This is a genomic window from Sulfurospirillum cavolei, from assembly GCF_001548055.1.
In the GTDB taxonomy this organism is placed as follows: domain Bacteria; phylum Campylobacterota; class Campylobacteria; order Campylobacterales; family Sulfurospirillaceae; genus Sulfurospirillum.
Window position 1 is genome coordinate 543,004 of the sequence record NZ_AP014724.1, and the last position, 25,350, is coordinate 568,353.

24 protein-coding genes and 1 tRNA gene are annotated in these 25,350 nt (G+C 39.0%); 19 read left to right on the forward strand and 6 right to left on the reverse strand.

Annotated elements, in window-relative coordinates:
• The first annotated feature begins 1 nt into the window (after nt 1).
• The 14 genes from UCH003_RS02860 to UCH003_RS02925 are packed head-to-tail and all read left to right on the forward strand — an operon-like array spanning nt 2 to nt 15,181.
• On the forward strand, nt 2-1,903 hold the full coding sequence (locus tag UCH003_RS02860) for a hypothetical protein (protein ID WP_060825349.1): 1,902 nt from the start codon (nt 2-4) through the stop codon (nt 1,901-1,903).
• Entirely contained in the window at nt 1,900-2,673 is a 774-nt protein-coding gene (rfbF, locus tag UCH003_RS02865; RefSeq protein WP_060825350.1) for a glucose-1-phosphate cytidylyltransferase, read from the forward strand. Before UCH003_RS02860 ends, rfbF begins: the two co-directional genes overlap by 4 nt.
• The gene (gene rfbG / locus UCH003_RS02870; RefSeq protein ID WP_231964802.1) at nt 2,658-3,770 is read left to right on the forward strand and encodes a CDP-glucose 4,6-dehydratase; all 1,113 of its coding nucleotides are present in this window, start codon (nt 2,658-2,660) and stop codon (nt 3,768-3,770) included. Before rfbF ends, rfbG begins: the two co-directional genes overlap by 16 nt.
• Nucleotides 3,767-5,551 carry a thiamine pyrophosphate-binding protein gene (locus tag UCH003_RS02875; RefSeq protein ID WP_060825351.1) on the forward strand — a complete coding sequence of 595 codons (1,785 nt, stop codon included), beginning with the start codon at nt 3,767-3,769 and terminating at the stop codon, nt 5,549-5,551. The genes rfbG and UCH003_RS02875 overlap by 4 nt, the downstream gene beginning before the upstream one ends.
• A gap of 3 nt (nt 5,552-5,554) precedes the next feature.
• Nucleotides 5,555-6,433, forward strand: a complete 879-nt coding sequence (locus UCH003_RS02880) for an acetaldehyde dehydrogenase (acetylating) (protein ID WP_060825352.1) — start codon at nt 5,555-5,557, stop codon at nt 6,431-6,433.
• Nucleotides 6,423-7,430, forward strand: coding sequence for a 4-hydroxy-2-oxovalerate aldolase (dmpG, locus tag UCH003_RS02885; RefSeq protein ID WP_060825353.1), 1,008 nt, complete (start codon nt 6,423-6,425; stop codon nt 7,428-7,430). The genes UCH003_RS02880 and dmpG overlap by 11 nt, the downstream gene beginning before the upstream one ends.
• A 1-nt stretch (nt 7,431) precedes the next feature.
• A complete protein-coding gene (locus UCH003_RS02890; RefSeq protein ID WP_060825354.1) occupies nt 7,432-8,433 on the forward strand; it encodes an NAD-dependent epimerase/dehydratase family protein in 1,002 nt (333 codons plus the stop codon).
• Nucleotides 8,430-9,353 carry an NAD-dependent epimerase/dehydratase family protein gene (locus UCH003_RS02895; RefSeq protein ID WP_060825355.1) on the forward strand — a complete coding sequence of 308 codons (924 nt, stop codon included), beginning with the start codon at nt 8,430-8,432 and terminating at the stop codon, nt 9,351-9,353. The genes UCH003_RS02890 and UCH003_RS02895 overlap by 4 nt, the downstream gene beginning before the upstream one ends.
• Nucleotides 9,353-10,690 carry a lipopolysaccharide biosynthesis protein RfbH gene (gene rfbH, locus UCH003_RS02900; protein ID WP_060825356.1) on the forward strand — a complete coding sequence of 446 codons (1,338 nt, stop codon included), beginning with the start codon at nt 9,353-9,355 and terminating at the stop codon, nt 10,688-10,690. Before UCH003_RS02895 ends, rfbH begins: the two co-directional genes overlap by 1 nt.
• Nucleotides 10,672-11,034, forward strand: coding sequence for a GtrA family protein (locus tag UCH003_RS02905; protein ID WP_060825357.1), 363 nt, complete (start codon nt 10,672-10,674; stop codon nt 11,032-11,034). The genes rfbH and UCH003_RS02905 overlap by 19 nt, the downstream gene beginning before the upstream one ends.
• Nucleotides 11,035-11,049: 15 nt before the next feature.
• Entirely contained in the window at nt 11,050-11,979 is a 930-nt protein-coding gene (locus UCH003_RS02910; protein ID WP_060825358.1) for a glycosyltransferase family 2 protein, read from the forward strand.
• Nucleotides 11,980-11,981: 2 nt separating this feature from the next.
• Nucleotides 11,982-12,947, forward strand: a complete 966-nt coding sequence (locus tag UCH003_RS02915) for a glycosyltransferase family 2 protein (RefSeq protein ID WP_060825359.1) — start codon at nt 11,982-11,984, stop codon at nt 12,945-12,947.
• Nucleotides 12,944-13,777, forward strand: coding sequence for a glycosyltransferase family 2 protein (locus tag UCH003_RS02920; protein WP_060825360.1), 834 nt, complete (start codon nt 12,944-12,946; stop codon nt 13,775-13,777). Before UCH003_RS02915 ends, UCH003_RS02920 begins: the two co-directional genes overlap by 4 nt.
• A 45-nt stretch (nt 13,778-13,822) precedes the next feature.
• Nucleotides 13,823-15,181: a sugar transferase gene (locus UCH003_RS02925; RefSeq protein WP_060825361.1), complete on the forward strand. Its 1,359-nt coding sequence runs from the start codon at nt 13,823-13,825 to the stop codon at nt 15,179-15,181.
• A gap of 63 nt (nt 15,182-15,244) precedes the next feature.
• Here UCH003_RS02925 and UCH003_RS02930 read toward each other — a convergent pair.
• From UCH003_RS02930 to mraY, 3 genes are all read right to left on the reverse strand, one after another.
• Nucleotides 15,245-15,320, reverse strand: a tRNA-Phe gene (locus tag UCH003_RS02930).
• A 41-nt stretch (nt 15,321-15,361) separates the two neighbouring features.
• Nucleotides 15,362-16,555 carry a UDP-N-acetylmuramoyl-L-alanine--D-glutamate ligase gene (murD, locus tag UCH003_RS02935; RefSeq protein ID WP_060826918.1) on the reverse strand — a complete coding sequence of 398 codons (1,194 nt, stop codon included), beginning with the start codon at nt 16,553-16,555 and terminating at the stop codon, nt 15,362-15,364.
• On the reverse strand, nt 16,552-17,616 hold the full coding sequence (gene mraY / locus UCH003_RS02940; protein ID WP_060825362.1) for a phospho-N-acetylmuramoyl-pentapeptide-transferase: 1,065 nt from the start codon (nt 17,614-17,616) through the stop codon (nt 16,552-16,554). Before mraY ends, murD begins: the two co-directional genes overlap by 4 nt.
• Before the next feature lie 129 nt (nt 17,617-17,745).
• Between mraY and gpmI the strand changes: the two genes are divergently transcribed.
• The 5 genes from gpmI (at nt 17,746) to accA (ending at nt 22,541) form a co-directional block, all read left to right on the forward strand.
• Nucleotides 17,746-19,236, forward strand: coding sequence for a 2,3-bisphosphoglycerate-independent phosphoglycerate mutase (gpmI, locus tag UCH003_RS02945; protein WP_060825363.1), 1,491 nt, complete (start codon nt 17,746-17,748; stop codon nt 19,234-19,236).
• A gap of 35 nt (nt 19,237-19,271) precedes the next feature.
• A complete protein-coding gene (gene fabG / locus UCH003_RS02950) occupies nt 19,272-20,015 on the forward strand; it encodes a 3-oxoacyl-ACP reductase FabG (protein WP_060825364.1) in 744 nt (247 codons plus the stop codon).
• Nucleotides 20,016-20,082: 67 nt separating this feature from the next.
• The gene (gene acpP / locus UCH003_RS02955) at nt 20,083-20,313 is read left to right on the forward strand and encodes an acyl carrier protein (protein WP_012857599.1); all 231 of its coding nucleotides are present in this window, start codon (nt 20,083-20,085) and stop codon (nt 20,311-20,313) included.
• 71 nt (nt 20,314-20,384) lie between these two features.
• Nucleotides 20,385-21,593, forward strand: coding sequence for a beta-ketoacyl-ACP synthase II (locus tag UCH003_RS02960; protein ID WP_060825365.1), 1,209 nt, complete (start codon nt 20,385-20,387; stop codon nt 21,591-21,593).
• A 9-nt stretch (nt 21,594-21,602) separates the two neighbouring features.
• Nucleotides 21,603-22,541 (forward strand): acetyl-CoA carboxylase carboxyl transferase subunit alpha, encoded by a 939-nt coding sequence (accA, locus tag UCH003_RS02965; RefSeq protein ID WP_060825366.1) that lies wholly within the window; start codon nt 21,603-21,605, stop codon nt 22,539-22,541.
• An 81-nt stretch (nt 22,542-22,622) separates the two neighbouring features.
• On the opposite strand, the gene UCH003_RS02970 is transcribed toward accA, so the two are convergent.
• From UCH003_RS02970 to petA, 3 genes are read right to left on the reverse strand one after another with little or no spacing between them, the layout of a single operon-like run.
• Nucleotides 22,623-23,492 (reverse strand): c-type cytochrome, encoded by an 870-nt coding sequence (locus tag UCH003_RS02970; protein WP_060825367.1) that lies wholly within the window; start codon nt 23,490-23,492, stop codon nt 22,623-22,625.
• Nucleotides 23,489-24,745, reverse strand: coding sequence for a cytochrome b (locus UCH003_RS02975; protein ID WP_060825368.1), 1,257 nt, complete (start codon nt 24,743-24,745; stop codon nt 23,489-23,491). Before UCH003_RS02975 ends, UCH003_RS02970 begins: the two co-directional genes overlap by 4 nt.
• Before the next feature lie 11 nt (nt 24,746-24,756).
• Nucleotides 24,757-25,263 carry a ubiquinol-cytochrome c reductase iron-sulfur subunit gene (gene petA, locus UCH003_RS02980; protein ID WP_060825369.1) on the reverse strand — a complete coding sequence of 169 codons (507 nt, stop codon included), beginning with the start codon at nt 25,261-25,263 and terminating at the stop codon, nt 24,757-24,759.
• Nucleotides 25,264-25,350: the final 87 nt, after the last annotated feature.

Here is a 25,350-nt window from a genome sequence, read left to right on the forward strand (position 1 = left end):
AGTGAATTGGAAAAAAACATTAGTTTTTTTTAGTATCTTTATAATTTTCAACATTTTATGTGTTGGATTAAGATTAATTTATCCGAATAATATTTCTCTTGAGATACAAAATAATAAATCAGATTTTGTACAAATATTTTTTAAGAAAAATGGAATATACACCGAAGAAAATAGTGTATGGTCAAATATCCAAAATCAACCAATAGTTGATTTTGAGTTACCATTTGGAGGTGTTCCTGAAAATGTACTACGTATAGATCCATCTAACCAAAGTGGTACATTAATCATTAAGAATATTCAAATAGGGGGATTGTTCTACAATAAAAAATATACAAGTGAAGATTTAATCAATTATTTAAAGCCGATTCAAATGATTAATCAAATAGTGTTAATATCAGAAGGCTTGCAAATGAATACTACAGGGAATGATCCAATTTTAGAATTTTATGTTAATGATGGATTTAAATTACAAAATTTTGTACAAATTATTATATGTTTATTCTTTACTATAATTTTTTTCTTTCTATATATAAATAAGTATTTCTCAAAAATTAAAATTGTAGGTCTATATTTTGAAAAATATAATAAGATATTGATTATATTTTTCCCTATTATTGTAACGGTTGGGATAATAATTATATTCTATCCAGGTTTTATGTCATATGATACTCTTCATGCACTTAGAAGTGCAAGGAACGGAGTAACTGATTCAATGTGGCCACCAATGGTTAGTTATATTTGGAGATGCGTTGATTTGATTTCTACAAATCCATCTGCTATGCATTTTACGCAAGTTATACTACTATTGAGTGCCACCAGTTGTATAATTTACTTTATTACTAAAAAAGTTTTATATGTATTATTAGTATTTATCCTTATATTGATTATTCCTGCTATTTTAGGCACCCTTGCTGTAATTTGGAAAGATGTCTTAATGGCATCATTTTTTCTAACGGGCTTTGCATCTATTCTTGCATTAAAAACAGCCAAAACTACAAAAATGATTATAATTTACACTTTAATTGCAATAATATTTATTTTTTTAGGTATTTCTACAAGACATAATGCAATCTTGGCTGCTTTACCATTACTAGTATATTTATCATACACTCTAATTTACATCTTTCAATTTAAAAGATATTTTTTAATTTATTCACTTTTAATTGGATTATTGATGTCATCTTCTTTGTATACGATAAAAATTCAACTAGATAAATATACAATACCGGAGCTTAATGAAATAAAAAGCAGTAATAGCGTTTTTTTCGAAACTGTCAGAATATTAGATGTTGCAGGCGCTAGCATTTGTACAAATTCAAATTTATTTCATAAATTACTACCTGATCTAACAGTTAATGATATTCGTAATATGTATGATCCAAGACATATTAACTTATCACAAGCAATATTAGCTAAGATCCCTACTGATGGTAGAATAAATCAAGTTTGGTTTAATGTTGCATTTGAGCATCCCATTTGTTTTTTGTATAATAAATATCAAATGACTAAATTTTTAGTTGGTTTCAATTCTGGGCAACAGTTCTTGATTACAAATCCTTCAATTATAGACAATGAATATGGCTATAAATTGTTGGATTCAAAAATAAGAGATTTTTTTGTAAATTATATTATTAACGCTTCAAAGATTTTTATTTTGAAACCTTGGTTCATATATTTAATTGTATTTGTTGTCTTCTTTTATTTAATTGTCAAAAGGAAATTAAATATAGAACTTTTTGTTTTATTCTCATCCGCTTTATTCTATTTTGGTGGATTAATTTTATTAGGGAATGCATCAGATGCAAGATTACCATTTTACACAACAGTTACATTAATAATATTTATAATATTAGGTGTTTTTGAAATTAGAAAATATAATATATTATCAGGAGATATTAAATGAAAGTAGTGTTATTGGCTGGCGGATATGGAACACGAATAGCAGAAGAGACAGACATCAAACCTAAACCGATGGTGGAGATTGGTGGAAAACCAATATTATGGCATATCATGAAGATTTATTCCCATTATGGTTTTAATGAGTTTGTCGTTTTACTTGGCTACAAAGGCTATTATATTAAAGAGTATTTTGCAAACTATTTTTTACACCAAAGTGATATAACCATTGATCTTCAAACCAATAGCATGGAAGTGCATAACAATAGCAGTGAACCTTGGAAAGTAACGTTGGTTGATACAGGTCTTGATACAATGACCGGTGGGCGTATTAAGCGAGCCCAGAAATATATAGGAAATGAGCCTTTCTTATTGACCTATGGCGATGGTGTCAGTGATATTGATATTGCTAAAACGGTTGAGTTTCACAAACAACATGGCAAAGCACTCACGATGTCAGCGATTCAACCAGAAGCACGGTTTGGAAATCTTGCAATTGATGAGACGATGAATATTAAAAGTTTTATAGAAAAACCTAAAACAGAAGCAGGATGGATTAATGGAGGCTTTTTTGTCTGTTCTCCAAAAGTATTTGATTATATCACCGAAGATGAGAGTTGTGTGTTTGAACAAGCGCCGCTTCAAAATTTAGCCAAAGATGGCGAGATGTTTGCCTATAAACACGAAGGCTTCTGGCAACCGATGGACACACTTCGCGATAACCAAAAACTCAATAAACTCTGGAAAGACAATAAAGCACCATGGAAAGTCTGGTAATGCAACATCTTTTTGGAGGCATCTATAAAGATAAAACGGTCTTAGTCACAGGACATTCTGGCTTTAAGGGCTCATGGCTTGTGTATTGGCTAAAACAGATGGGTGCTAAGGTGGTAGGATATTCCTTGGAAGCTCCCACACATCCCAATCATTTGGCACTGCTTGATCTAGACATTACGTCGATTATTGGTGATATTCGTGATTTAGAGAAGCTCAATGAGACTTTTGCAACGCATCAACCAGATATCGTTTTTCATTTGGCAGCGCAAGCACTCGTTAGACCTTCCTATGCCAATCCCATTGAAACCTATGAAACCAATGTGATAGGAACCCTTAAAGTCTTTGAAGCATGTCGTAAATATCAGGTTAAAGCGATTGTAAATATCACCAGTGACAAAGCCTATGAGAACAAAGAATGGATTTGGGGATACCGAGAGAATGACCCAATGGGTGGGTATGACCCTTACAGTTCTTCTAAAGGATGCGCAGACATCTTAGCAACTTCATATCGCAACTCTTACTTTAATATCAATGATTATAAAAAATCACATCAAACGCTTCTAGCAACATGTCGAGCAGGGAACGTCATTGGTGGAGGAGATTGGGCTCAAGATAGATTGATGACTGACATTATGGTGTCCGTTAGTCAAGGTAAAAAAGTAAGTATCCGCAACCCAAAAGCTACCAGACCATGGCAACATGTTCTAGAACCACTCAGTGGCTATTTACAAATAGGTCAAAAATTGCTTGAAGAAAAAGTGGAATTTGCAGAAGCTTGGAACTTTGGACCGAGTGATGAAGGAAGTATTTGTGTCGAAGAAGTGGTTTTACATGTAAAACAGCATTGGGATAAAATTGACTATGAGATCAATCAAACTCCAAATCAACTTCATGAAGCCAATTTGTTAAAACTTGATTGCTCAAAAGCCCATATCAAGCTTCATTGGAAAGATGTATGGGATAGTGAAAAGACCTTTGAAAAGACGGTGAAATGGTATAAATCATTTTATGAGCACAATAAACTTTTAAGCGAAGAAGATTTGCAAAATTATGTGCAAGATGCAAAAGAAAAAAATATTGAGTGGAGTCAATCATGAATATTCGAGTTGCAGATTATTTAACACAAAAATTAGCTGAAGTAAGCGGGCATAAACTGTTTATGATTACGGGTGGCATGATTATGCATTTAACAGATGCTGTATATAAACAAAGAGATACGTTAGATACATACTTTTTTCATCATGAACAAGCTGCTACTATGGCTGCTGAAGCATACGCACGATATTCTAAAAAAATAGGGGTTGTTTATGTGACAGCAGGACCTGCCGCACTCAATACATTAACGGGCGTTGTTGGAGCATATGTTGATCGATCACCTTGTATTATTGTTTCTGGACAATCCAAAGTGGAGCAAGTACATGTAACAACTCCACGACAATTTTCTTTACAAGGGTTTAATACCTTACCTATTTTTGAACAAGTAACTAAATTTGCAGTTGTTTTAGATGATATTAGTAAAATAAAATATAATATTGAAAAGGCCATTTATATGGCTCATCAAGCTCCTTTTGGTCCAGTATGGATTGAGTGTCCCATTGATATACAAGGAGCTACTTTTGATCCTGATTTGTATGATGGTTTTATTCCTGAACCACTATTGGCAAAAAGTGAAATTTGTAATATTGAACTCATTATCCAAGAATTGAAAAAAGCAAAAAGGCCTGTTATTTTATTGGGTGCTGGTGTCCAACAAGCGAATGCTGTCAAAGAAGCGAATGAAATAGCAAATGCATTTGGTATTCCCATTGTGACTACTCGAATGGGGATGGATATCTTAGATCATGAGCATCCAAATTTTATAGGAAGACCTGGAACGTATGGAGATAGGGCTGGAAATTTTGCTGTACAAAATTCTGATGTATTACTGGTTTTAGGCTCTAGGCTTAGTATTGGGCTCATTGGTCATGATTATCAAGCATTTGCACCAAATTCTAAAATCATCCTTGTGGAAATTGATCCTAAAGAGTTTGAAAAGCCTTCTGTTAAAAAAGCAATTAAAATTTTATGTGATGTAAACGAGTGTATGAAAGCGCTTATAATTAAGTTTCAGCCTAACTTAAAAGCTTGTGAAAAGTGGTTAAAAAAAGCACAAGGCTGGAAAGAAAAATATCCTGTTGACTTACCAGAATATGTTAATGAAACAGAAGGAGTTAATTCTTATCATTTTATGAGAGTTTTTTCAGAATTTTTAGATAAAAATGCTGTCATTGTAACTGATACAGGATCATGTTTTCATGTTCATGCTCAAGCATTTAAAGTCAAATTTGGACAAAGACATATTATTACAGGCGGATTGTCAACAATGGGTTATAGTCCCGCTTCAATTGGCGTAGCTGCTTTAGCTAAAGATGAACAAAAAGATGTCTATTGCATTAGTGGTGATGGCTCTATTCAGATGAATTTACAAGAATTTCAGACAATTGCACATTATAATTTACCAGTCAAAACTATTATTTTAAATAATAATGGGTACCTTTTGATCCGACATACTCAGAATAATTTTATGGAAGGTCGCCTTATAGGAGAAAGTAGTGCAACGGGACTTTCTACTCCTTCTATGGAAAAAGTAGCCAATCTGTATGGTATTAAATATATACATATATCCACTATTGATGAAATGAATGAAAAAATAGAAGAGCTTATTGCTTATAAAGGGCCAGTTATATTTGAAGTTATGACTCCTACAAATCAATTATTGATACCAAGGGTTGCGTCAAAAAAATTGGATGATGGAAAAATGGTTTCTATGCCGTATGATGATATGTTCCCTTTTTTACCTCGAGAGGAATATGAAGAAAATACAAGAATGGAGTCTTAAGCTATGAATCTAAAAGTTGCTATTTTAGGTACAGGTAATATTGGCACAGATTTATTAATTAAAATTTTTAGATCACCGTATCTTCAATGCACTTTGTTTGCAGGTAGAAATTTAAGCTCTAAAGGAATGTTAAAAGCTATGTCTTTTGGCGTTCCTCTAAGCGATAAAGGCATAGATGCGATTATCGAGAACCCTACATGTTGTGATTTGGTCTTTGATGCGACTTCAGCTGCAAGTCATAAAATACATGCACCTATATTAAAGCAATTACATAAAATTGTGATTGATTTGACCCCCGCAAAATTAGGGTTGTTTACTATTCCATCAGTAAATTTAGCCGAAGCCTTACAATATGATAATCTTAATATGATTACATGTGGAGGGCAGGCTTCTATTCCCATAGCATATGCCATTAGTAAAATTGTAAAAAATATTGATTATATTGAACTTGTGTCAACCATTGCGTCAAAAAGTGCAGGCCCAGGCACGAGAGCCAACATAGATGAATATATTGAAACAACAGAAAAGGCATTATCTCATTTTAGTGGTTGTAAAACTGTAAAAGCAATTATAAACCTCAATCCAGCACAACCCAGTATTGATATGAATACTACAATCTATTTAAAAATCGATGAGCCAGATATGCATTTGATTTCTGTCGAAGTAAAAAAAATGGTAGAGGTGATTCAATCTTATGTCCCTGGATATTTTCTAGCACTTGAACCTGTTTATGATAATGGTTTTGTAATATTATCTATCAAAGTACAAGGCTTAGGTGATTATCTTCCAAAATATGCAGGTAATTTAGATATTATTAATTCTGCCGCCATAGCGTTAGCCGAGGAATTTGCAAAAAATAAAGAGGTTATTTATGACAAATAAAATTAATCTTTATGACGTAACATTAAGAGATGGTTCTCATGCGATTGCTCATCAACTAAGTATAGAGCAAGTAGAACACTATACGAAAGCTATCGACCAAACAGGTGTATATGCGGTAGAAGTAGGGCATGGTAATGGCTTAGGTGCATCCTCTGTTCTTGTTGGGAAAAGTCAGTTAAGTGATGAAATATTGCTTAAAACGGCTAAAGAGAATTTACAGCATACAAAATTGGGGATTCATGTAATCCCTGGATTTGCAACGATTAAAAAAGACATAGAAAATGCAATATTGTGGGGCGTTGATGTTTTTAGAGTCGCAAGTCATTGTACGGAAGCAGACATAACAGAACGTCATATAGGTTATGTTAGAAATAAAGGAAAAGAAGCATATGGGCTTTTAATGATGAGTCATATGACCAGTCCAGAAATTCTACTGGATGAAGCGATTAAGATGCAAACGTATGGAGCAGAAGGGATTATAATTTTGGATTCAGCAGGTAGCTATTTACCTGATGATGTTAAAGAAAGAATTACACTTTTATCCCAAAATCTAAATGTTCCTGTAGGTTTTCATGCACATAATAATTTAGGTTTAGGAATTTCAAATTCGCTTGTTGCTATTGAATCAGGTGCGCAAATTATAGATGGTGCCACAAAAGGTTTTGGTGCTGGCGCGGGGAATGCACAGCTTGAAGTTTTAGCTGCGGTACTCCAAAAAATAAACTATCAAACAAACATTGATTTATACAAATTATTAGATGCAGCGGATATGGTAGAAAAAGATTTAATTAAAGAACCCATTACAATTTCATCATTAAGTATTGTTAGTGCAATGGCAGGAGTTTTTTCAGGATTTTCAAAACATGTGAAAAGAGTTGCCAAAGAATTGAATGTAGATCCACGAGATATTTTTATGGAGCTTGGACGACACAAAGTAGTGGCAGGACAAGAAGACACAATTATTGATATAGCACTCAAATTAAAAAAAAGGATTTGATTTGTTTACTTTAACTGAGAACGAAATTTCAAACCTTGAAAAATTAAAGAATAAAGAAATCTTAATTACAGGTGGGAGTGGATTTGTTGGTACATGGCTTACACAATTATTACTCTATTTGAATGATACATACAATTTTAATATTACGTTATACCTTATTGCTAGACAACTTACTTGTAATTTGGAAGCTTTAATAGATAGTCGTAAAGATATTATTTTTATTAAAAATGATATTCGCAATATTCGTGAATTTCCTAAAGATATTGCTTATATTATTCATGCTGCGAGTTCCCCAGATAATAGAATCTATATGTCTAATCCTATAGAATCTATGAATATCATCTCCGATGGTACAAAAAATACGATGGAAAATGCTTTATTATTAGAAAAATTGGAAAAGATTGTGCATCTTAGTTCGGGGCAGATTTATGGTTCTCTTGATAGTCATAATATTACAGAAAATGATTTCGGAAAATTAAATTGTAATAGTATTTCTGCAATTTACCCAGAAGCAAAAAGATACGCTGAAACACTTGTTAATGCTTATCGAAGTTTACACAAATTGCCAGTTGTGCAAGTACGACCATTTTCTTTTATAGGTCCTTTTATGAGTTTGAACAAACCTTGGGCCGTAAATAGCTTTATAAGAGATGTTTTAAAAACAAAAAATATCCGAATTTTAGGCAACGGTAAACCTGTAAGGAGCTATATGTATCCAACAGATATGGCTGTATGGATTTTAACAATGTTATTATATGGCAAAAGTGGTGCATCATATAATTTAGGTAGCGATGTAGGAATATCACTCGAAGAAGTTGCCATAAAGATAAAAAATATTGTTGGCAATGATGTTAGTATTGAGATTTTGAATATGAATGATAGTTGTTCTGAGTTTGTCCCCAATATTGATTATGTGAGGCACGAATTAGATTTAGATATTACAGTAAATATTGACGATACACTTAAAAAATCAATACAATGGTTTGAGAAGAATCTATTATGAATATTTTTATCACAGGTGCTAGCGGTTTTGTAGGTTCACATCTTAAAGAATATCTCTATGCGAGGTATCAAAACCATACACTTTTTACGCCATCTAGTAAAGAACTTGATCTTAGTGATGAAAAAGCAGTCGATAAGTATATTTTGGAAAATCAGATCGATGTCATTGTTCACACGGCGAATCGTGGTGGTGGACGTGATACGGCTGATATGAAAAATGTGACAGAGTATAATTTACGCATCTTTTTCAATCTTGCTAAACATGAAAAGGATGTTCAAAAAATCATCTCTTTTGGCAGTGGTGCGGAGTATGGGAAACATCAGCCCATTATTAAAGCCAAAGAAGACGATTCTTTAAAAGCACTGCCCCTTGATGAATACGGATTTTATAAGTCTATTACATCGCGCTATATTGAAAGAGCTCAAAATATCATTCAATTACGGATTTTTGGAGCATACGGTGAGTATGAAAACTATCGTTTTAAGTTTATCTCAAATGCAATCGTTAAAAATCTTTTGCATTTACCGATAACAATCAATAAAAATGTCTACTTTGACTATATTTATATTGATGATTTAGTTAAAATGATCGACTTTTTTATCCATAACGATGTCAGAGAGAAGATTTACAATGTGACGACAGGAACGAAAGTAGATCTTATCACATTAGCAAATTTGATAAACGAAGTCAGCGATTTTCAATCAGATATACATGTCATCAATGAAGGGTTAAATAACGAATATACCTCAAATAACGAGCGAATTTTAAAAGAACTTGGAGATTTTCAGTTTACATCTCATAAAAATGCAATAGCAAAAATGAGATGTTGTTTTCAAGAAAATTTAGAGCAATTGGATATTCAAACCATCAAAGAAGATCCTTATATTAAAAAGATAGATTCAATGTGGAAAGGAAAATAATGATAAAAGAGCAGCAACTCAAACAAGAGATTTTAGATAAAACCAAAGAGTATTATGAACTCGTGCATAAAAAAAACCAAACTAAACCCTTTGTAGCAGGGCAAAGCCGTGTGAATTATGCAGGGCGTGTATTTGATGAAAAAGAGATGGTCAATCTCGTCGATAGTTCTCTTGATTTTTGGTTGACCTATGGCGATTACTCTAAAAAGTTTGAAAAAGAGTTGGCAGCATTTTTACATGTAAGATGGGCGTTCTTGGTCAACAGTGGTAGTTCGGCTAATTTATTGGCATTTTATGCCCTAACGTCACCTTTGTTAAAAGAGAGACAAGTTAAACGAGGCGATGAAGTCATCACCGTAGCGGCTGGTTTTCCAACAACCGTAGCGCCTATCGTTCAATACGGTGCAGTGCCAGTGTTTGTCGATATGGAACTTAAACACTTTAATATTGATGTAACACAGTTAGAAAAAGCACTCAGCCCCAAAACAAAAGCGGTGATGATAGCGCATACGCTTGGTAATCCTTTTGATATCAAGTCCGTTAAGGCTTTTTGTGATAAACACAATCTATGGCTCATTGAAGATAACTGCGATGCCCTTGGCTCAACGTATGAGGGTAAACCTACAGGGACATGGGGTGACATTGGAACCAGTAGCTTTTACCCGCCACATCATATGACGATGGGTGAGGGTGGTGCAACCTATACAAACAATCCTCTGCTTAAAAAAATCATGCTTTCCATGCGTGATTGGGGAAGAGACTGTTGGTGTGAAAGTGGAGTCGATAATACCTGCGGATGTCGTTTTACCCAACAGTTTGGAAGCCTTCCTAAAGGGTATGACCATAAGTACGTCTACAGCCATTTTGGATTTAACCTCAAAGTGTCCGATATGCAAGCTGCTGTTGGATGTGCACAACTGGAAAAATTCCCACGCTTCGTAGAAAAACGAAAAGAGAATTTTAAAAAGCTTTACAATGGACTTAAAGATGTTCACGAATTAACGTTGGTGGAGACACAACCTCTGAGTGATCCTAGTTGGTTTGGTTTTATGATGACCCTGACACAAGAAGCAAAATTCACAAGAAATGACCTTGTCGAATACTTGGAAAACAACAATATCCAAACACGCAATCTGTTTGCAGGTAACATGCTACGACACCCACTGTTTGAATCACTTGAAAAAGATAAAGACTATAAGATTGTAGGGACATTGGTCAATACAGATAAGATTATGAACGATAGCTTTTGGATTGGACTTTACCCTGGTATGGGCGATGAAGCTATAGCGTATATGATTCATAAAATTAGAGAGTTCGTGTGCTTAAAAAACAAATAATAATGTTTATCTTTACAGGAATAATCAATACTATTTTTGGTTATGCGATGTATGCTCTTTTTATTTATTTAGGGTTTCAATATATTTTTGCAAGCGCATTAGCAACAGTATTGGGTATATTATTTAATTTTAAAACGATCAGTAAATTTGTATTTAAAGCTAATGAGAATAGATTAATTTTTAAATTTATTGGTGTTTATGGGGTTGTATTTATTGCTAATATAAGTTTGATAAAAATTCTTAAAATAATAGGACTTAATGACTATATGTCAGGGTTCATAGCGGTATTTCCATGTGCAGTCATATCGTTTATTTTAAATAAATTTTATGTATATAATCGATAATAAAGAAAGGTTGTAATGAAAAAGATTAGTATAGTTACTCCATGTTATAATGAAGAAGATAATGTAAGTGAATGTGCAAGAGTTATTAAAGAAGTTTTCGCAAAGTATGATATCTATACATATGAGCATATTTTTATTGATAATGCTTCTACTGATCAAACTGTTGTAAAACTAAAAGAGCTTGCAGGTAAAGATAAAAATATAAAAATCATTGTTAATAGCAGGAATTTTGGACATATCCGTTCTCCTTATTACGGATTATTACAAGCTAATGGCGATGCAGTTATTTTATTTGTTGCTGATTTACAAGATCCTGCTGAACTAATACACCAATTCATTGAAAAATGGGAGAACGGATATAAAAGTGTTGTTGGTACGAAAAAAACGAGTGAAGAAAGCCATATTATGTTTAAAATTCGAACACTTTATTACAAAACAGTCAATAGACTATCAAGTATTGATTTAATAGATAATTTTACGGGTTTTGGCTTATTTGATAGAGAAGTTATTGAGCTTTTAAGATCAATTGATGACCCTTATCCTTATTTTAGGGGTTTGATTCCAGATTTAGGGCTTAAAATTTATAAAATTCAATATGACCAGCCAATTCGCAGAAAAGGTATTACAAAAAATAATTTTTTTACATTATACGATATAGGAATGTTGGGAATAATAAGCCACTCATTAGTTCCGCTTCGACTAGCAACCATGTTGGGTTTTTTAATCTCAGTTTTAAGTATTGTCGTAGCTTTTGTTTATTTAGTTTTAAAATTAGTTATGTGGAATTCTTTTAGTTTAGGAGTAGCCCCTCTTGTTATTGGATTATTTTTCTTTTCTTCAGTTCAATTATTTTTTATAGGAATTATTGGAGAATATGTAGGATCTATTCATACATATAGTAAAAAAAGACCTTTAGTTGTTGAGCAAGAAAGAGTAAATTTCTAAGTATGCTTAATGAAAAAAAATATGTAATTGCTATTTGCCTTTCTTCCTACAATGGAGAAAAATTTTTACAACAACAATTAAGATCAATTGCGAATCAATCATATGAGCTATCCAAAATCCTTTTGATTGCCCGAGATGATGGTTCAATTGATAAAAGTTATGAAATACTTCACAAATTGGTTAATAATGCTGTCATAGATGTAAAATTGTTAAATGATCGAACGAATTATGGTATTAAAAAAAGTTTTGAGATTTTAATGCTTAAGGCGTTTGAATTTGGCGTAAAATATATCATGTTTTGTGATCAAGATGATATTTGGAATACAGATAAAGTTGAAAAAACTTATAATAAAATGCAAGAATTAGAGGGTATACATGGAAAAAATATCCCACTGCTTGTTCATAGTGATCTAACAGTTGTTGGTGAAAAATTGGATCTTATATCTCCATCTTTTTGGAATTATCAGCACATAGACCCATTCAAAGATAGCCCCAATCGTCTTTTATTGCACAATGTAGTAACGGGGTGTACAATGATGATCAATCGTGCTTTGGCTGAAAAAGTAAAAACTATCCCTGACGAAGCAATAATGCATGATTGGTGGATAGCTCTTGTTGCTTCAATATTTGGAAAAATTGCTTATATTGATAAGCCGTTAATGTTTTATAGGCAACATGGACAAAACGATACTGGAGCCAAAAAGTATGGATTTTACTATGTATGTAAGAGGCTTGTTATGAAATTCTGCACAAAAAAATATACTTCTCAGCTTGATAAACATATTATACAAGCAAATACTTTTTTAGAAATTTATCACAATGACTTGGATGATAACAATAAAACTATGTTACAGGCTTTTCAGCAATTTTCACATTTATCGAAACTTCAGAAAATAATTTTTTTATTCAAATATAAAATATGGAAAAATGGTTTTATGAGAAATTTAGGGTTAGTTGTATTTGCATGAAGATTGTTACACTTATCCCTATTTTAAATCCGCAATTATCATTTGTCAATAAAGTTTTACCTTCTTTAGAGCAACAAAATATTAGTTCAGAAATTATTTTGATTGATTCTGGAACCGTAGATGTATGTTCTGAGCATCCCCACATGATGAAAATTCACCAAAGTGAATTCAACCATGCTAATACGCGTAATTTAGCGTTACATTACGAAGCGGATTTTTACCTTTTTATGACCCAAGATGCAATGCCTTGTGATGGTTTTTTGGTGGAAAATCTGCTTCAAGCGTTTGAAGATCCCGATGTCGTCGTAGCGTATGCACGGCAAATTCCTTATGAAAATGCCGATGCGATCGAAGTGTTCGCGCGCACGACCAACTATCCGCCGATTTCTCGGGTGAAATCTCAAAGTGATTTACCCGTTTTGGGCATTAAGACGTTTTTTTGTTCCGATAGTTGTGCGATGTATAAAGCGCATTATTTTAAAGAAGTAGGCGGATTTACCAAAGATTTGTGTACCAACGAAGATATGGAGTTTGCGGCACGTGCGATTATGGACGGTAAAAAGATCGCATACGTGGCTGAAGCGCAAGTATACCATTCGCACGTTTTGACATGTAAGGATATTTGGAGGCGTTACCGCACTATCGGACGTTTTTTTAAGGACAACCGTTGGATTTTAGACGAAGCGGCAAAATACGGCAAAATAGAATCTTCCGGCATAGGACAAGCGTGCAACGAACTACGTTATTTGCTCAAAAATGCCCCTAGCGCGCTTCCTCGTTCGATTCTCTGCTCGTTGATAAAATTCATCGCGTTTAAATTCTCTTTTTAACCTTCTTTTGTTACACTATTGTCTTGTTATACCACGGAGCATCGTATGCGTTATTTTATATTAAAGTTTCTCATCAGCCTTATTTTTTTTGTGATCAATCTCTACGCTTCTTTATACATTGCCGACGTTTTTTTGGAGATGGATGCATCGCAAACGCCCGCGCGTTACGGCTGGATGATTTTTATTTACATGTTAAGCTATTTTTACGTACGTTTGATGACGCATAGAATGGTAACGGTCAATGCGGCTATTTTATCGCTCAAGGCTAACTTCTTCTCGTTTGCGATTATTTTGATTATTATCGCTTTGGCAAAACTCAACGACACGACTTCACGAGCCATCGTTTGTATTTTTTACCTCTTGAATAATGCCAATGCTTTATGGTCGTATTACCTCAAAAAAATCTTTTTTCAATGGGAATATTTTAGACAGCCTGTTTTCGTGATCTGCGATAATCAAGGTTTGAAAAATGTTCGCACGTGGTTTGCCAAAGGCAATCCTTTCGGTTACGACATCAAAGGTATCGTCAATACCGATCTTTTATCGCCGAATATGGTTATGCAGACGATAGACTATCTTGTCGATGAACAGCAATTCGACTCCGTCGTCATTGACTTGGAATCCAACACGTTGCTGGATTTAAACATCTTGGTCAACCACGTGCAAAAACGTGTCCGCAAAGTCATTGTTTTGCCGAAAATGACGAAAATTCCTATTATTAACGGGGAGCTGATCAGCTCGATTCACCATAAGGGCATGGCATTTTATATCAAAAACAATCTTCTAAGCCCTTTGGATCAAGCGATCAAACGCGTGTTCGACGTAAGTGTTGCGTTTATCGCTTTCGTGTTGACATCGCCTTTTCTCATGTGGCTCTACGGCGTCGTATACGTAACGACCAAAGGGAATCCTATCTTTACGCACGAACGTATCGGTTTTGGCGGCAAGAAGTTTAAGGTTTATAAATTCCGTACGATGTATATTGACGCCAACGAGCGCCTTGAAGAGCTTTTAGAAACATGTGAAGAGAGCAAAGAGGAGTGGGAGAGGGATTTTAAGCTCAAAGACGATCCTCGCATCACGAAAATAGGCAAATTTTTACGCAAAACCTCATTAGACGAGCTCCCGCAACTCCTTAACGTTTTAAGAGGCGAGATGTCCTTGGTAGGCCCTCGTCCTATCATCGAACAAGAAGTCGCCAAGTACGGCGAATACTTTGAGTATTTTATCGCCGTAAAACCGGGCATTACGGGCTTATGGCAAGTAAGCGGCCGCAACGACATCGAATACGACGAGCGCGTACAACTGGACGTATGGTATGTACGTAACTGGTCGATAGAACTGGATTTGCAGATTTTGTTCAAAACCGTTTTGGTCGTATTGGGGAGAAAAGGGAGCTACTGATAAAAGGGTAGTCAAACGTAAAAAATGTTGGGAAGGGGTATTTGCTAGGGTGAAATAAGGTGGTGGTGGCTGGAGACGGAATCGAACCGCCGACACGGAGATTTTCAGTCTCCTGCTCTACCGACTGAGCTATCCAGCCACGTTTTGAAGAGTTGAAATTATAGCTTAAAAACTTTAATACTAGCTTAGTGCCAACTCTTTGAAACGATCGCCGCGATGGGCATAGGATTTAAACTGATCCAAACTTGCCGCCGCGGGAGAAAGGAGGGCGACGGTCTCTTTTGTATGGACAGCGTGAATTTGCTTCATCGCTTCTTCGAGAACAAAGCATTTTGAGAGCCAAACACCCTCTTTTTGCGCCAAAGAAGCCAGTCTTTCGGTATTGGAACCGATAGCAAAAATCTTGACATGTAAGGTTTTCATAAAGTCGAAAAGTTCTTGCAAATCAACGCCTTTGTCATCGCCTCCGAGCACCAGTAAAATCTGCTTGTCTTTATAACGTTTTAACGCTTCTACGGTTGCATCGACGTTGGTGCCTTTAGAATCGTCGACCCAGAGGCGTCCTTGCGTATCGTGAAACTCTTCGATTTTATAGTGGTCGATTTTAAACGTATTGAGGTGGGCGTAATCGACCGTATCGAGTAAAATTTTTTGTGCACATGCGGCGAGTACGGCATCGAGTAAAAACGGCGATTTGAAGTGGATGCGGTCGATGTCGATTCCTACGTGTTGCGCTAAATCCGTTTCGTTTTCATAAGCCACGATATGGGCAAGCGTTGGCGTATCGGCGAAGGCTTTGGGAACAATGGCTACGCTGCCTTCTTTCATACGCCCTAAAACGGAAAGTTTTGCTTCGATGTAGGCTTCCATACTTCCGTGCCACGTCAAATGATCAGGTTTGATCGGAAGAAGCAAGTAAATATCGGGTGCCGTGATTTTCGTATAGTGAAACGTGAACGAACTGGTTTCCAAAATCCATATCGTTGCTTTTTCGTCGATGGCGGCCAAGGGCGTTCCGATGTTACCGCCGGCACATGCGCCTTTGTCTTGGAGCAGATGTTCGCAAATTTGCGTCGTCGTCGTCTTTCCGTTGGTCCCGCTGATCCAAATCGAAAAGGGCATTTGCTCTTTAAAAAAGTCGTACTCGCTTGTGACGTGTTTGGCTTTAACGATAAGCGGATGGTTGGATGGAAATCCGGGGCTTGGGATTTCAACGTCGCTTTGTTCGGGATCGAAGCAAGAGGGCGGTAACAAACGATTACCGTATTCGTCCGTACTTGGTTCGGTAAAATGATCGTCGAAGATCTGACATTGTCCGCTAAATTTCGCCGCAATGGCTTTAGTTGTTTTTCCGTGTCCAAATAGTGTTATCATCTGATTTTCAATGCCGTTAGTGCTAAAAGATTTGACATCAATGCGAGAATCCAAAATCGCACGATAATCTTGTTTTCCGGCCAACCTTTTACCTCAAAGTGGTGATGGATCGGCGCCATAAGAAAGATCCGTTTTTTGCGTGTTTTATAACTGCCTACTTGTAAAATAACCGATACGGTTTCTAGGACGAAGACAAATCCGACGAGAAACAACAAAATCTCATTTTTAGAAATAATCGCCATATAACCGATAAACGAGCCGATACTCAGGCTTCCGCTATCGCCCATAAAAACTTCGGCGGGGTAGCAATTGAACCATAAAAAACCGACGAGCGAACCCATCACGGCTGTGGCGACGATGACCACTTCACCGCTTCCGCCGACTTTAGGGAGCAATAAATACCCGCTTAAATACGCATTGCCGCCGACGTAAACAAAAACGCCGAGCGATAAAATGGAGAAAATGGAAGGTACCGTCGCAAGTCCGTCGAGTCCGTCGGTGAGGTTGACCGCGTTACTGGCGGAAACCATGACTAAAATCCAAAAAGCGATCGCAAAAAGATGCATATCGAAAAGCGGAAATTTGTAAAAAGGAATAAAAAAGTGGGTATTCATGTCGACGGCGAGGTAGAGCGTCAAAGCAATCACAAGCGAAGCGGCGATTTGTAACACGAGTTTGCCTCTAGGACTTAGTCCCGCGGTGTTGCTTTTGCCCAAAATTTTGGAGAGATCGTCTTGGACGCCGATGAGGCCGAAGAGCACTAAACACGCCAAACCTCCGATAACGAACAGATTGTCCATGCGTGCGTTAATTAAAATGGCGATCGTCGAGGCACATAAAAAGACCAATCCTCCCATCGTCGGCGTTTTGCCTTTTTGTTGGTGGGTTTTGGGGGCAAGATCGTAGATCGGTTGGCTTGCGTTACGCGCTTTTGCCCATCGAATAAATTTGGGCATCAGATAAAGCGTCAGAATAAAACTGAAGAAAAAAGCGAATCCCGCTCTAACGGTAATGTATTGAAAAATATTGATCGACGTGAGTTGGTATAAAAAGTAAAACATAAAGTGTGTTTCCAAAAAGTTAAGGATACTAGACCTCTTTTACGGCCTATGCGCGATAGGCTATAAAAGAAGTCTAAAAGCAACATTTTAGTACCATATTGCTTATAAGCTTATAACAAAGGGTGGGATTTGAAACCGCAGATTCAAAAAACCTTACTGATTATTACGGACGGTATCGGACACAATGCTTCCGATACCGCCAATGCCTTCGCCATGGCGCATAAACCGACGTATGAGCGGCTTTTTAAAGAAGTACCTTACGCTTTGGTCGCGACTTCGGGTCTTAGCGTCGGGCTCCCCGAAGGGCAGATGGGCAACAGCGAAGTCGGACATATGTGCATCGGCAGCGGACGTGTTTTGTACCAAAACCTCGTCAAGATTTCTTTAGCGGCGCAAGACGGATCTTTAGCGAGCAATCCGGCGTTGACGTCTTTGTTACATGTCAAGGGCGATATTCATATCGTAGGGCTTGCAAGCGACGGCGGCGTGCATTCGCATATCGAACATATTATCGCGTTGGCGCACATTGCGGAAGCTCAAGGTAAAACGGTACGCTTACATGTCATTACGGACGGGCGTGATGTTTCGCCGACGTCGGGCGTCTCGTTCGTGGAACGTTTGGAAAGCATTTGCACGGAACATATCGGCATTGCGTCGATTTCGGGACGTTTTTTTAGTATGGATCGCGACAACCGTTGGGAACGAATCGAACAAGGATACCGTGCTATCGTAGATGCAACGCCTAAAACGACGCTCGGTGCCAAAGACTACGTGCAGTCGATGTACGATAAAGGCATTACTGACGAGTTTATCGAACCGGTCGCACTTGAGGGTTTTCAAGGTATTAAAAGCGAAGACGGCGTTATCTTCGCTAATTTTAGAAACGATCGTATGCGCGAGCTTTCTCGAGCGATCGGTTTTAAAGAGTTCGGCGAGTTTACGCGCACGCTGAACGGTGTGGAATGCGTTACGATGAGCGAGTACGATAGCACGTATCCGTTTGCGATTTTATTCGAATCGCAAACGCCTCAAAACGTCTTAAGCGACGTGGTTTCGGCGGCGGGACTTTCTCAGTTTCATACGGCGGAAACGGAAAAATACGCTCATGTTACGTTTTTCTTTAACGGCGGCGTGGAAGAGCCTAAAGTCGGCGAAACCAGACTTTTAGTTCCCAGTCCCAAAGTCAAAACGTACGATTTGGAGCCCCAAATGAGTGCAAAAGCCGTTGCCGACGCGGTTTTAAGTGCGATGGACGCAAGGTACGATTTTATCGTCGTTAATTTTGCCAACGGCGATATGGTCGGGCATACGGGAAGTCTAGATGCCGCCATCAAAGCCGTTGAAGCGGTGGATGAGGCGTTGGGACGGTTGTTCGACAAAGCTTCGGCGGCGGATTATTCCGTGGTACTGACGAGCGATCACGGAAATTGCGAGCAGATGTTCGACGAAACGGGAGCCAAATTAACAAACCACACAACCTTCGACGTCTACGCTTTCGTGATGGACAAGCGCGTCAAACACGTTTGCAAAGGCGCGCTGAATCATATCGCGCCGACGGTTTTAGCGTTGATGGGGCTTGAAATTCCATCTGAAATGGATGCACCGTTGGTGTCGTTTTAGACTCTACATGTCAAGATTTAACAAAGGAAAGATCAATGAAATTTAACGGAAAAAATGTTTTAGTTACGGGTGCGGCAAGCGGTATCGGTCAAGAGATCGCCTTGACGTTGGCGCAATACGGGTTAAAAGTATGGATCAACTATCGTTCACGCCCCGAGCAAGCCGACGCAATCAAAGCGCAAATCGAAGCAAACGGCGGCGTAGCGGCGGTGATCGGCTTTGACGTTGCGGACGAAGAAGCCTTTGTCGAAGGTATCAAAACGATCGTCGATAGCGACGGAGAACTCTCTTATCTGGTCAACAATGCGGGTATTACCAACGATAAATTGGCGATTCGTATGAAAAAAGAGGATTTTACGTCCGTCATCGATATCAATCTGACGTCGGCGTTCGTAGGATGCCGCGAAGCACTCAAAACGATGAGCAAAAAGCGTTTCGGTAGCGTCGTCAATATCGCTTCGATCGTCGGCGAAACGGGCAATGCGGGACAAGTTAATTACAGTGCGAGCAAAGGCGGTTTGATTGCGATGACAAAAAGTTTCGCGCAAGAAGGAAGTGCCAGAGACGTACGTTTTAACGCCGTAACGCCCGGTTTTATCGCGACGGAAATGACCGATAAATTAAGCGACGAGATTAAAGAAAGTTATACGTCGAAGATTCCGTTGAAGCGTTTCGGAACGCCTAAGGACATCGCAGAAGCGGTCGCTTTTTTACTCAGCGATAGTGCCGCTTACATCACGGGGGAAGTGCTAAAAGTCAACGGCGGCATGTACATGTAAGCGATGCCAAATTCAAATTAAAGTTTTTTTTGATAAAATAGTGAAAATTTTTTAAAGGAGCTATTAAATGGCACTATTCGATGATGTAAAAGCGGTCGTTGTTGAACAATTAAACGTAAATCCCGACGAGGTAAAAGAAGAGTCAAAATTTGTAGAAGATTTGGGCGCGGACTCTTTGGACGTTGTAGAACTCGTTATGGCACTTGAAGAGAAATTCGATATCGAAATTCCCGACACCGACGCTGAAAAAATCGTCACCGTCAAAGATGCAATGTCTTACATTGAAGCACACAAATAATTTCATAACGCACAAAGCCCGTTTGATCGGGCTCTCCTACTCCCCATTAGATCACAAAAGAGGATAAAAATTTGAAAAGAGTCGTTGTTACCGGTATAGGAATGATTAATTCACTGGGTTTGGATAAAGAGAGTTCTTTTAAAGCTATCGTTGAAGGTCAATGTGGCATTAAAAGCATTAGTTCGTTTGACGCGACCGAACATTCTGTGACTATCGCCGGCGAGATCATCGGCTTTGATCCCAATACGATTATGAATCCCAAAGAAGTCAAAAAAGCCGACCGCTTTATTCAGTTGGGTCTTGCCGCAGCGAAAGAAGCGATGCATGATGCGAAATTTGAAAGTTTTGAGTCCGAGCGTTTCGGTGTCAGTTCGGCTTCGGGTATCGGTGGATTGATCGTCATCGAAAAAAACTCCGTGATCGTCAATACCGCAGGCCCTCGTAAAATTTCTCCGTTTTTTATTCCTTCCGCGTTAATTAACATGTTAGGCGGTATGGTTTCGATCGAGTACGGTTTAAAAGGACCGAACCTCTCTTCGGTCACGGCATGTGCGGCGGGAACGCATGCGATTAGCGACGCAACGAAAACGATTTTAACGGGCGGTGCGAAAAAAATGCTTGTCGTCGGTGCCGAAGCGGCGATTTGTGCGGCGGGTATCGGCGGATTTTCGTCGATGAAAGCACTTTCTACGCGCAACGACGATCCCCAACGTGCTTCACGTCCGTTTGATGCGGAGCGTGACGGTTTCATTATGGGCGAAGGTGCGGGGGCGTTAGTCCTCGAGCTTTACGACGATGCGGTCGCTAGAGGTGCGCACATTTACGGCGAAGTGGTCGGATTCGGTGAAAGTGCCGACGCCAGCCATATTACCTCTCCGAGTATGGACGGTCCTTACCGCGCGATGAAAGCAGCGTACGAAATGGCGGGTTCTCCTTGTATCGATTATATCAATGCACACGGAACCAGCACGCCGGCAAACGATAAAAACGAAACGGCCGCGATTAAAGAGCTTTTCGGTGCAAACGTACCGCAAATCAGCTCTACCAAAGGTCAAATCGGTCACTGCTTGGGTGCGGCGGGTGCGATCGAAGCGGTTATCTGCCTTATGGCGATGCGCGATGAAATTTTGCCTCCGACGATCAATTACGAAAATCCCGATCCTGAATGCGATTTGGATTATATCCCCAATACGGCTCGAAAATGCAAAGCTCACTATATTATGAGTAACTCATTCGGCTTTGGCGGAACCAACGGCTCCGTCATTTTTAAGCGCGTATAAGGACAAAGAGTGGCAACCTATTTAGAGTTTGAAAACGGTATTAAGCAAATCGACGAAGATATTGCCGGTGCAAAAATCAAAGGCGATGCGCATGCCGTTGAAATCTTGGAAAAGAATCTCGCCAAAGAGATCTCTAAAACCTATAAAAATCTCAGCGAATACCAAAAACTTCAACTCGCCCGCCATCCCGATCGTCCGTACGCTTTGGACTATATTCGAGGTTTGTTGAAAGAGAGTTACGAAGTTCACGGAGATCGTAATTTTGCCGACGATGCTGCAATTGTCGGCTATATCGGCTATTTAGCCGGACGAAAGACGATGATTATCGGCGAACAAAAAGGGCGCGGTACTAAAAATAAAATCAAACGAAATTTCGGTATGCCGCATCCTGAAGGCTATCGAAAAGCATTGCGTTTGGCAAAGATGGCGGAAAAATTTAACCTGCCTATCTTGTTTTTGATCGACACTCCGGGTGCGTATCCGGGGATTGCGGCGGAAGAACGCGGTCAAAGCGAAGCAATTGCCAAAAACCTTTTGGAATTGAGTCGATTGAATACTCAAAGTGTTGCCGTCGTGATCGGAGAGGGCGGAAGCGGCGGTGCTTTAGCCATAGGCGTTGCCGACCGTGTGGCGATGATGCGATATTCCGTTTTTTCCGTTATTTCTCCGGAAGGATGTGCCGCCATTTTATGGAACGACCCTTCTAAGCAGGAAAATGCGACCAAGGCGATGAAAATCACCGCAGACGATCTTTACGGATTGAAATTAATCGATGCCATCGTCGACGAACCGCTTGTCGGCGGTCATCGCGACAAAGAGAGCGCGATTAAGGCTTTGGGGGATTATTTTATTACGTCGTTAAAAGAGTTAGATCAATTGAGCGATCAAGAACGTATGGATAAGCGTTACGAAAAGATTCTTTCTATCGGAGCCTACGAAGAACGCTAAGCGCGTTTTTTTGTGTGAGCCTTTTTACTGCATACTATAAAAAAAGAGCCATGCACGTGCATGGCTCCTCTTCTTTGCACGTTAGTGCACTTCTCTCCAAATTTTGACTTTCCAAGCAAACGCAAGAAGCGTGAAAAGTACCATATAGCCGATTAATTTATAACCGAGGTCTTCGCGTTCGGCTTTTTTACGATCGCCGACTTTCTCCATATAGGAGATCACTTGATTTTGTGCTTTTTCGGTTAAACCTACACGCGGCATCGACGTACCCGCTAACTGTTTTTGAGGATTGTTGATGAACGTTGAAAGGTACTCGTCGCTCTTCGCACGAATCATAATCGAAAGATCCGGAGGCAAGGTTCCCATATACGCGGTTAATGCCGCTTTATCCGAATGACTCATCGTTTTATCGTATTTCATATCGTGGCATCTGCCGCAGGCGTCTTGAAAGACTTGCTTGTCGCTTAAAGGCGCAATCGGAGCAATGCTTTGCAAGTAAGCGACGATGTCGGCAACCTCTTGATCCAAATCGCCTCCAAGGCCGTAAAACGCAATCATCGGATGCGGACGTGTTTCGTTGAACTTATGCTCGACTTTTAAAGCTTTGGTCGGATCTTTGATCAGTGCGCTTAAAAAGTGTTTGTCGTAAATGGCACCCGCATTGCTCAAATCGGGCGGTACGACGCCAAAGCTTGCAGAAGCCGCCGCATCGTCCATCGGTGAAGGCATTCCTTGAGAAGCGACACCGTGGCATCCCGTACAACCGGCACTTAAAAAGGTCTCGGCACCTTTGCTTGCATTGCCTTTTTTATCGTTTGTGCCTAAATCCTTAAAAGCGAAATCGGCAGGGGCGACGTGAGGGTGCATCTGAGAATGGGCGAAAGGTTCGACACCCCAATAGACAACGGCAGTAAAGAAAAGAACCACCACTAAAATTTTCAACTCTCTCATGACTCGGCTCCTTCGTTTTTGGCTTCAATTTTGGTAATAATCGGAAGGAGGACGAATAAAACAAGGAAAACGATGGTTGCACCAAAGCCTACCCAAGCGTTTGCCCCCGTCGGAGGAAGCTTACCGTAAACGGTTAAAACGATCATATCGATTAACAATAACCAAAACCAGACGAAAAACATCGGACGTTTGTGCGCCGGTGCCGTATGCATCGTATTGCGATCTAAAAACGGTAACAGCATAAAAATAACGTTGGCAAATCCAAACGCCGCTAAACCGATATCCATTGCCGCAATACCGCCGATATCAAAGAAGAAACCGCGAAGCACTTCATAACTCCACAAGAAATACCACTCCGGATAAATATGTGCCGGCGTTTTCATATTGTTGGCCGGTTCAAAGTTGATCGGATCCATCGCAAAATCGTAGTGGAAACAGACCAAGTAGAAAAAGACGGTTAAGGCAATACCGACAACAAAAAAGTCTTTGGATAAAAAGACCGGCCAAAAAGGAACCACTTTAGACTCTTTTTTGCGACCTTCCAAATATTTCTTAGCCTCTTTGTCGAAATCAAACTCTTCGGAGTCTTGGTTATTGACATGCGGAAAGCGCAACGCATAGAAGTGAACGGCGATTAAGAGTAAAATCACTAACGGAAGTAAAAGGACATGTAACATAAAAAAGCGTGTTAACGTCGCATCCGCTACCAAGAAATCGCCTCGAATCCAAATGACCAACGCTTCGCCGATAAAAGGAATGCCGCCGAAAAGATTGGTAATAACCTGTGCCGCCCAGTAACTCATTTGTCCCCACGGAAGCATATACCCGCTAAACGCTTCGGCAGAGAAGATACCAAAGAGTGCCATACCGGTTAACCAGATCATCTCACGGCCTTTTTTGTATGAGCCGTAATAGATACCCGTAAACATGTGAATGTAGATGACTAAGAAAATAACCGATGCCGCTACGCCGTGCATATGTCTCCATAACCAGCCGTATTCGACCTCTTGCATAATCGTATAGTTGACGCTATCAAACGCCAATTTTATATCGGGTTTGTAATACATCAAAAGAAAAATACCCGATACGATCAAAATCATGAACAAGCTCATTAAGACGACACCCATCGCCCATAAGAAATTGATATTCTTAGGAATCCAATACTCGCTCATCATCACTTTGATAAATCCGTTGACCGCCAATCGCTGATCCAACCAGTCCATCAAGCCCGTTGCTTTTTTTATTTCTGCCACGTGTCTCTCCTTTACGCTTTCTTAGCTACCATTTTTTTATATTCCGGTCCCTCTTCGCCGAGAACGAGTTTCGTTCCGTCGATTTTAAAGGGAGGAATATCCATTGGACGAGGAGGCGGTCCGAACGTGTTGACGCCGCTGGCGTCAAATTCGCCGCCGTGACATGCGCATTTAAACTGTTTGGTGGAGGGTGTCCACGTCGGAATACAGCCTAAGTGCGTACAAAGTCCGATCATCACCGAGTAGCTACTCCCTCCTGCGATGACGTCTCGTTTCTCGTTCTTTGCCATATCCGCACTTTTCTTCAAAATGAAAATCGGCTTCCCTCTCCATTGTATCGTTTGTACCTCTCCTTCTTTCATCGGAGAGAGATCAACGGTAATGAATCCGGCGGATTGTACGCTTGGAAGCGGATCCCAAGTCTTCTTCATAGCACCCAGAGCCACAATGCCCCCTGCCGCTGCAAAACCGCCGAATGCCATGCCGATAAAGTCTCGTCTGCTCTCTTCAACAGCCATCCTGTTTTCCTTTCTTGTAGTTTAATTTGTGACTATTTTATCTTATCATTTATTAAGAAACTATGACACACGTCAATTATACGAATT

What these genes read in the sequence shown, in the direction of transcription:
- UCH003_RS02875 (WP_060825351.1), top strand. Translation starts at nt 3,767, where the DNA reads ATGAATATTCGAGTTGCAGATTATTTAACACAAAAATTAGCTGAAGTA.
- mraY (WP_060825362.1), bottom strand. Translation starts at nt 17,616, where the DNA reads ATGTTTTACTTTTTATACCAACTCACGTCGATCAATATTTTTCAATAC.
- rfbH (WP_060825356.1), top strand. Translation starts at nt 9,353, where the DNA reads ATGATAAAAGAGCAGCAACTCAAACAAGAGATTTTAGATAAAACCAAA.
- UCH003_RS02970 (WP_060825367.1), bottom strand. Translation starts at nt 23,492, where the DNA reads ATGAGAGAGTTGAAAATTTTAGTGGTGGTTCTTTTCTTTACTGCCGTT.
- UCH003_RS02895 (WP_060825355.1), top strand. Translation starts at nt 8,430, where the DNA reads ATGAATATTTTTATCACAGGTGCTAGCGGTTTTGTAGGTTCACATCTT.
- UCH003_RS02915 (WP_060825359.1), top strand. Translation starts at nt 11,982, where the DNA reads ATGCTTAATGAAAAAAAATATGTAATTGCTATTTGCCTTTCTTCCTAC.
- petA (WP_060825369.1), bottom strand. Translation starts at nt 25,263, where the DNA reads ATGGCTGTTGAAGAGAGCAGACGAGACTTTATCGGCATGGCATTCGGC.
- UCH003_RS02925 (WP_060825361.1), top strand. Translation starts at nt 13,823, where the DNA reads ATGCGTTATTTTATATTAAAGTTTCTCATCAGCCTTATTTTTTTTGTG.
- acpP (WP_012857599.1), top strand. Translation starts at nt 20,083, where the DNA reads ATGGCACTATTCGATGATGTAAAAGCGGTCGTTGTTGAACAATTAAAC.
- UCH003_RS02910 (WP_060825358.1), top strand. Translation starts at nt 11,050, where the DNA reads ATGAAAAAGATTAGTATAGTTACTCCATGTTATAATGAAGAAGATAAT.
- murD (WP_060826918.1), bottom strand. Translation starts at nt 16,555, where the DNA reads ATGATAACACTATTTGGACACGGAAAAACAACTAAAGCCATTGCGGCG.
- UCH003_RS02880 (WP_060825352.1), top strand. Translation starts at nt 5,555, where the DNA reads ATGAATCTAAAAGTTGCTATTTTAGGTACAGGTAATATTGGCACAGAT.
- dmpG (WP_060825353.1), top strand. Translation starts at nt 6,423, where the DNA reads ATGACAAATAAAATTAATCTTTATGACGTAACATTAAGAGATGGTTCT.
- rfbF (WP_060825350.1), top strand. Translation starts at nt 1,900, where the DNA reads ATGAAAGTAGTGTTATTGGCTGGCGGATATGGAACACGAATAGCAGAA.
- rfbG (WP_231964802.1), top strand. Translation starts at nt 2,658, where the DNA reads ATGGAAAGTCTGGTAATGCAACATCTTTTTGGAGGCATCTATAAAGAT.
- fabG (WP_060825364.1), top strand. Translation starts at nt 19,272, where the DNA reads ATGAAATTTAACGGAAAAAATGTTTTAGTTACGGGTGCGGCAAGCGGT.
- UCH003_RS02920 (WP_060825360.1), top strand. Translation starts at nt 12,944, where the DNA reads ATGAAGATTGTTACACTTATCCCTATTTTAAATCCGCAATTATCATTT.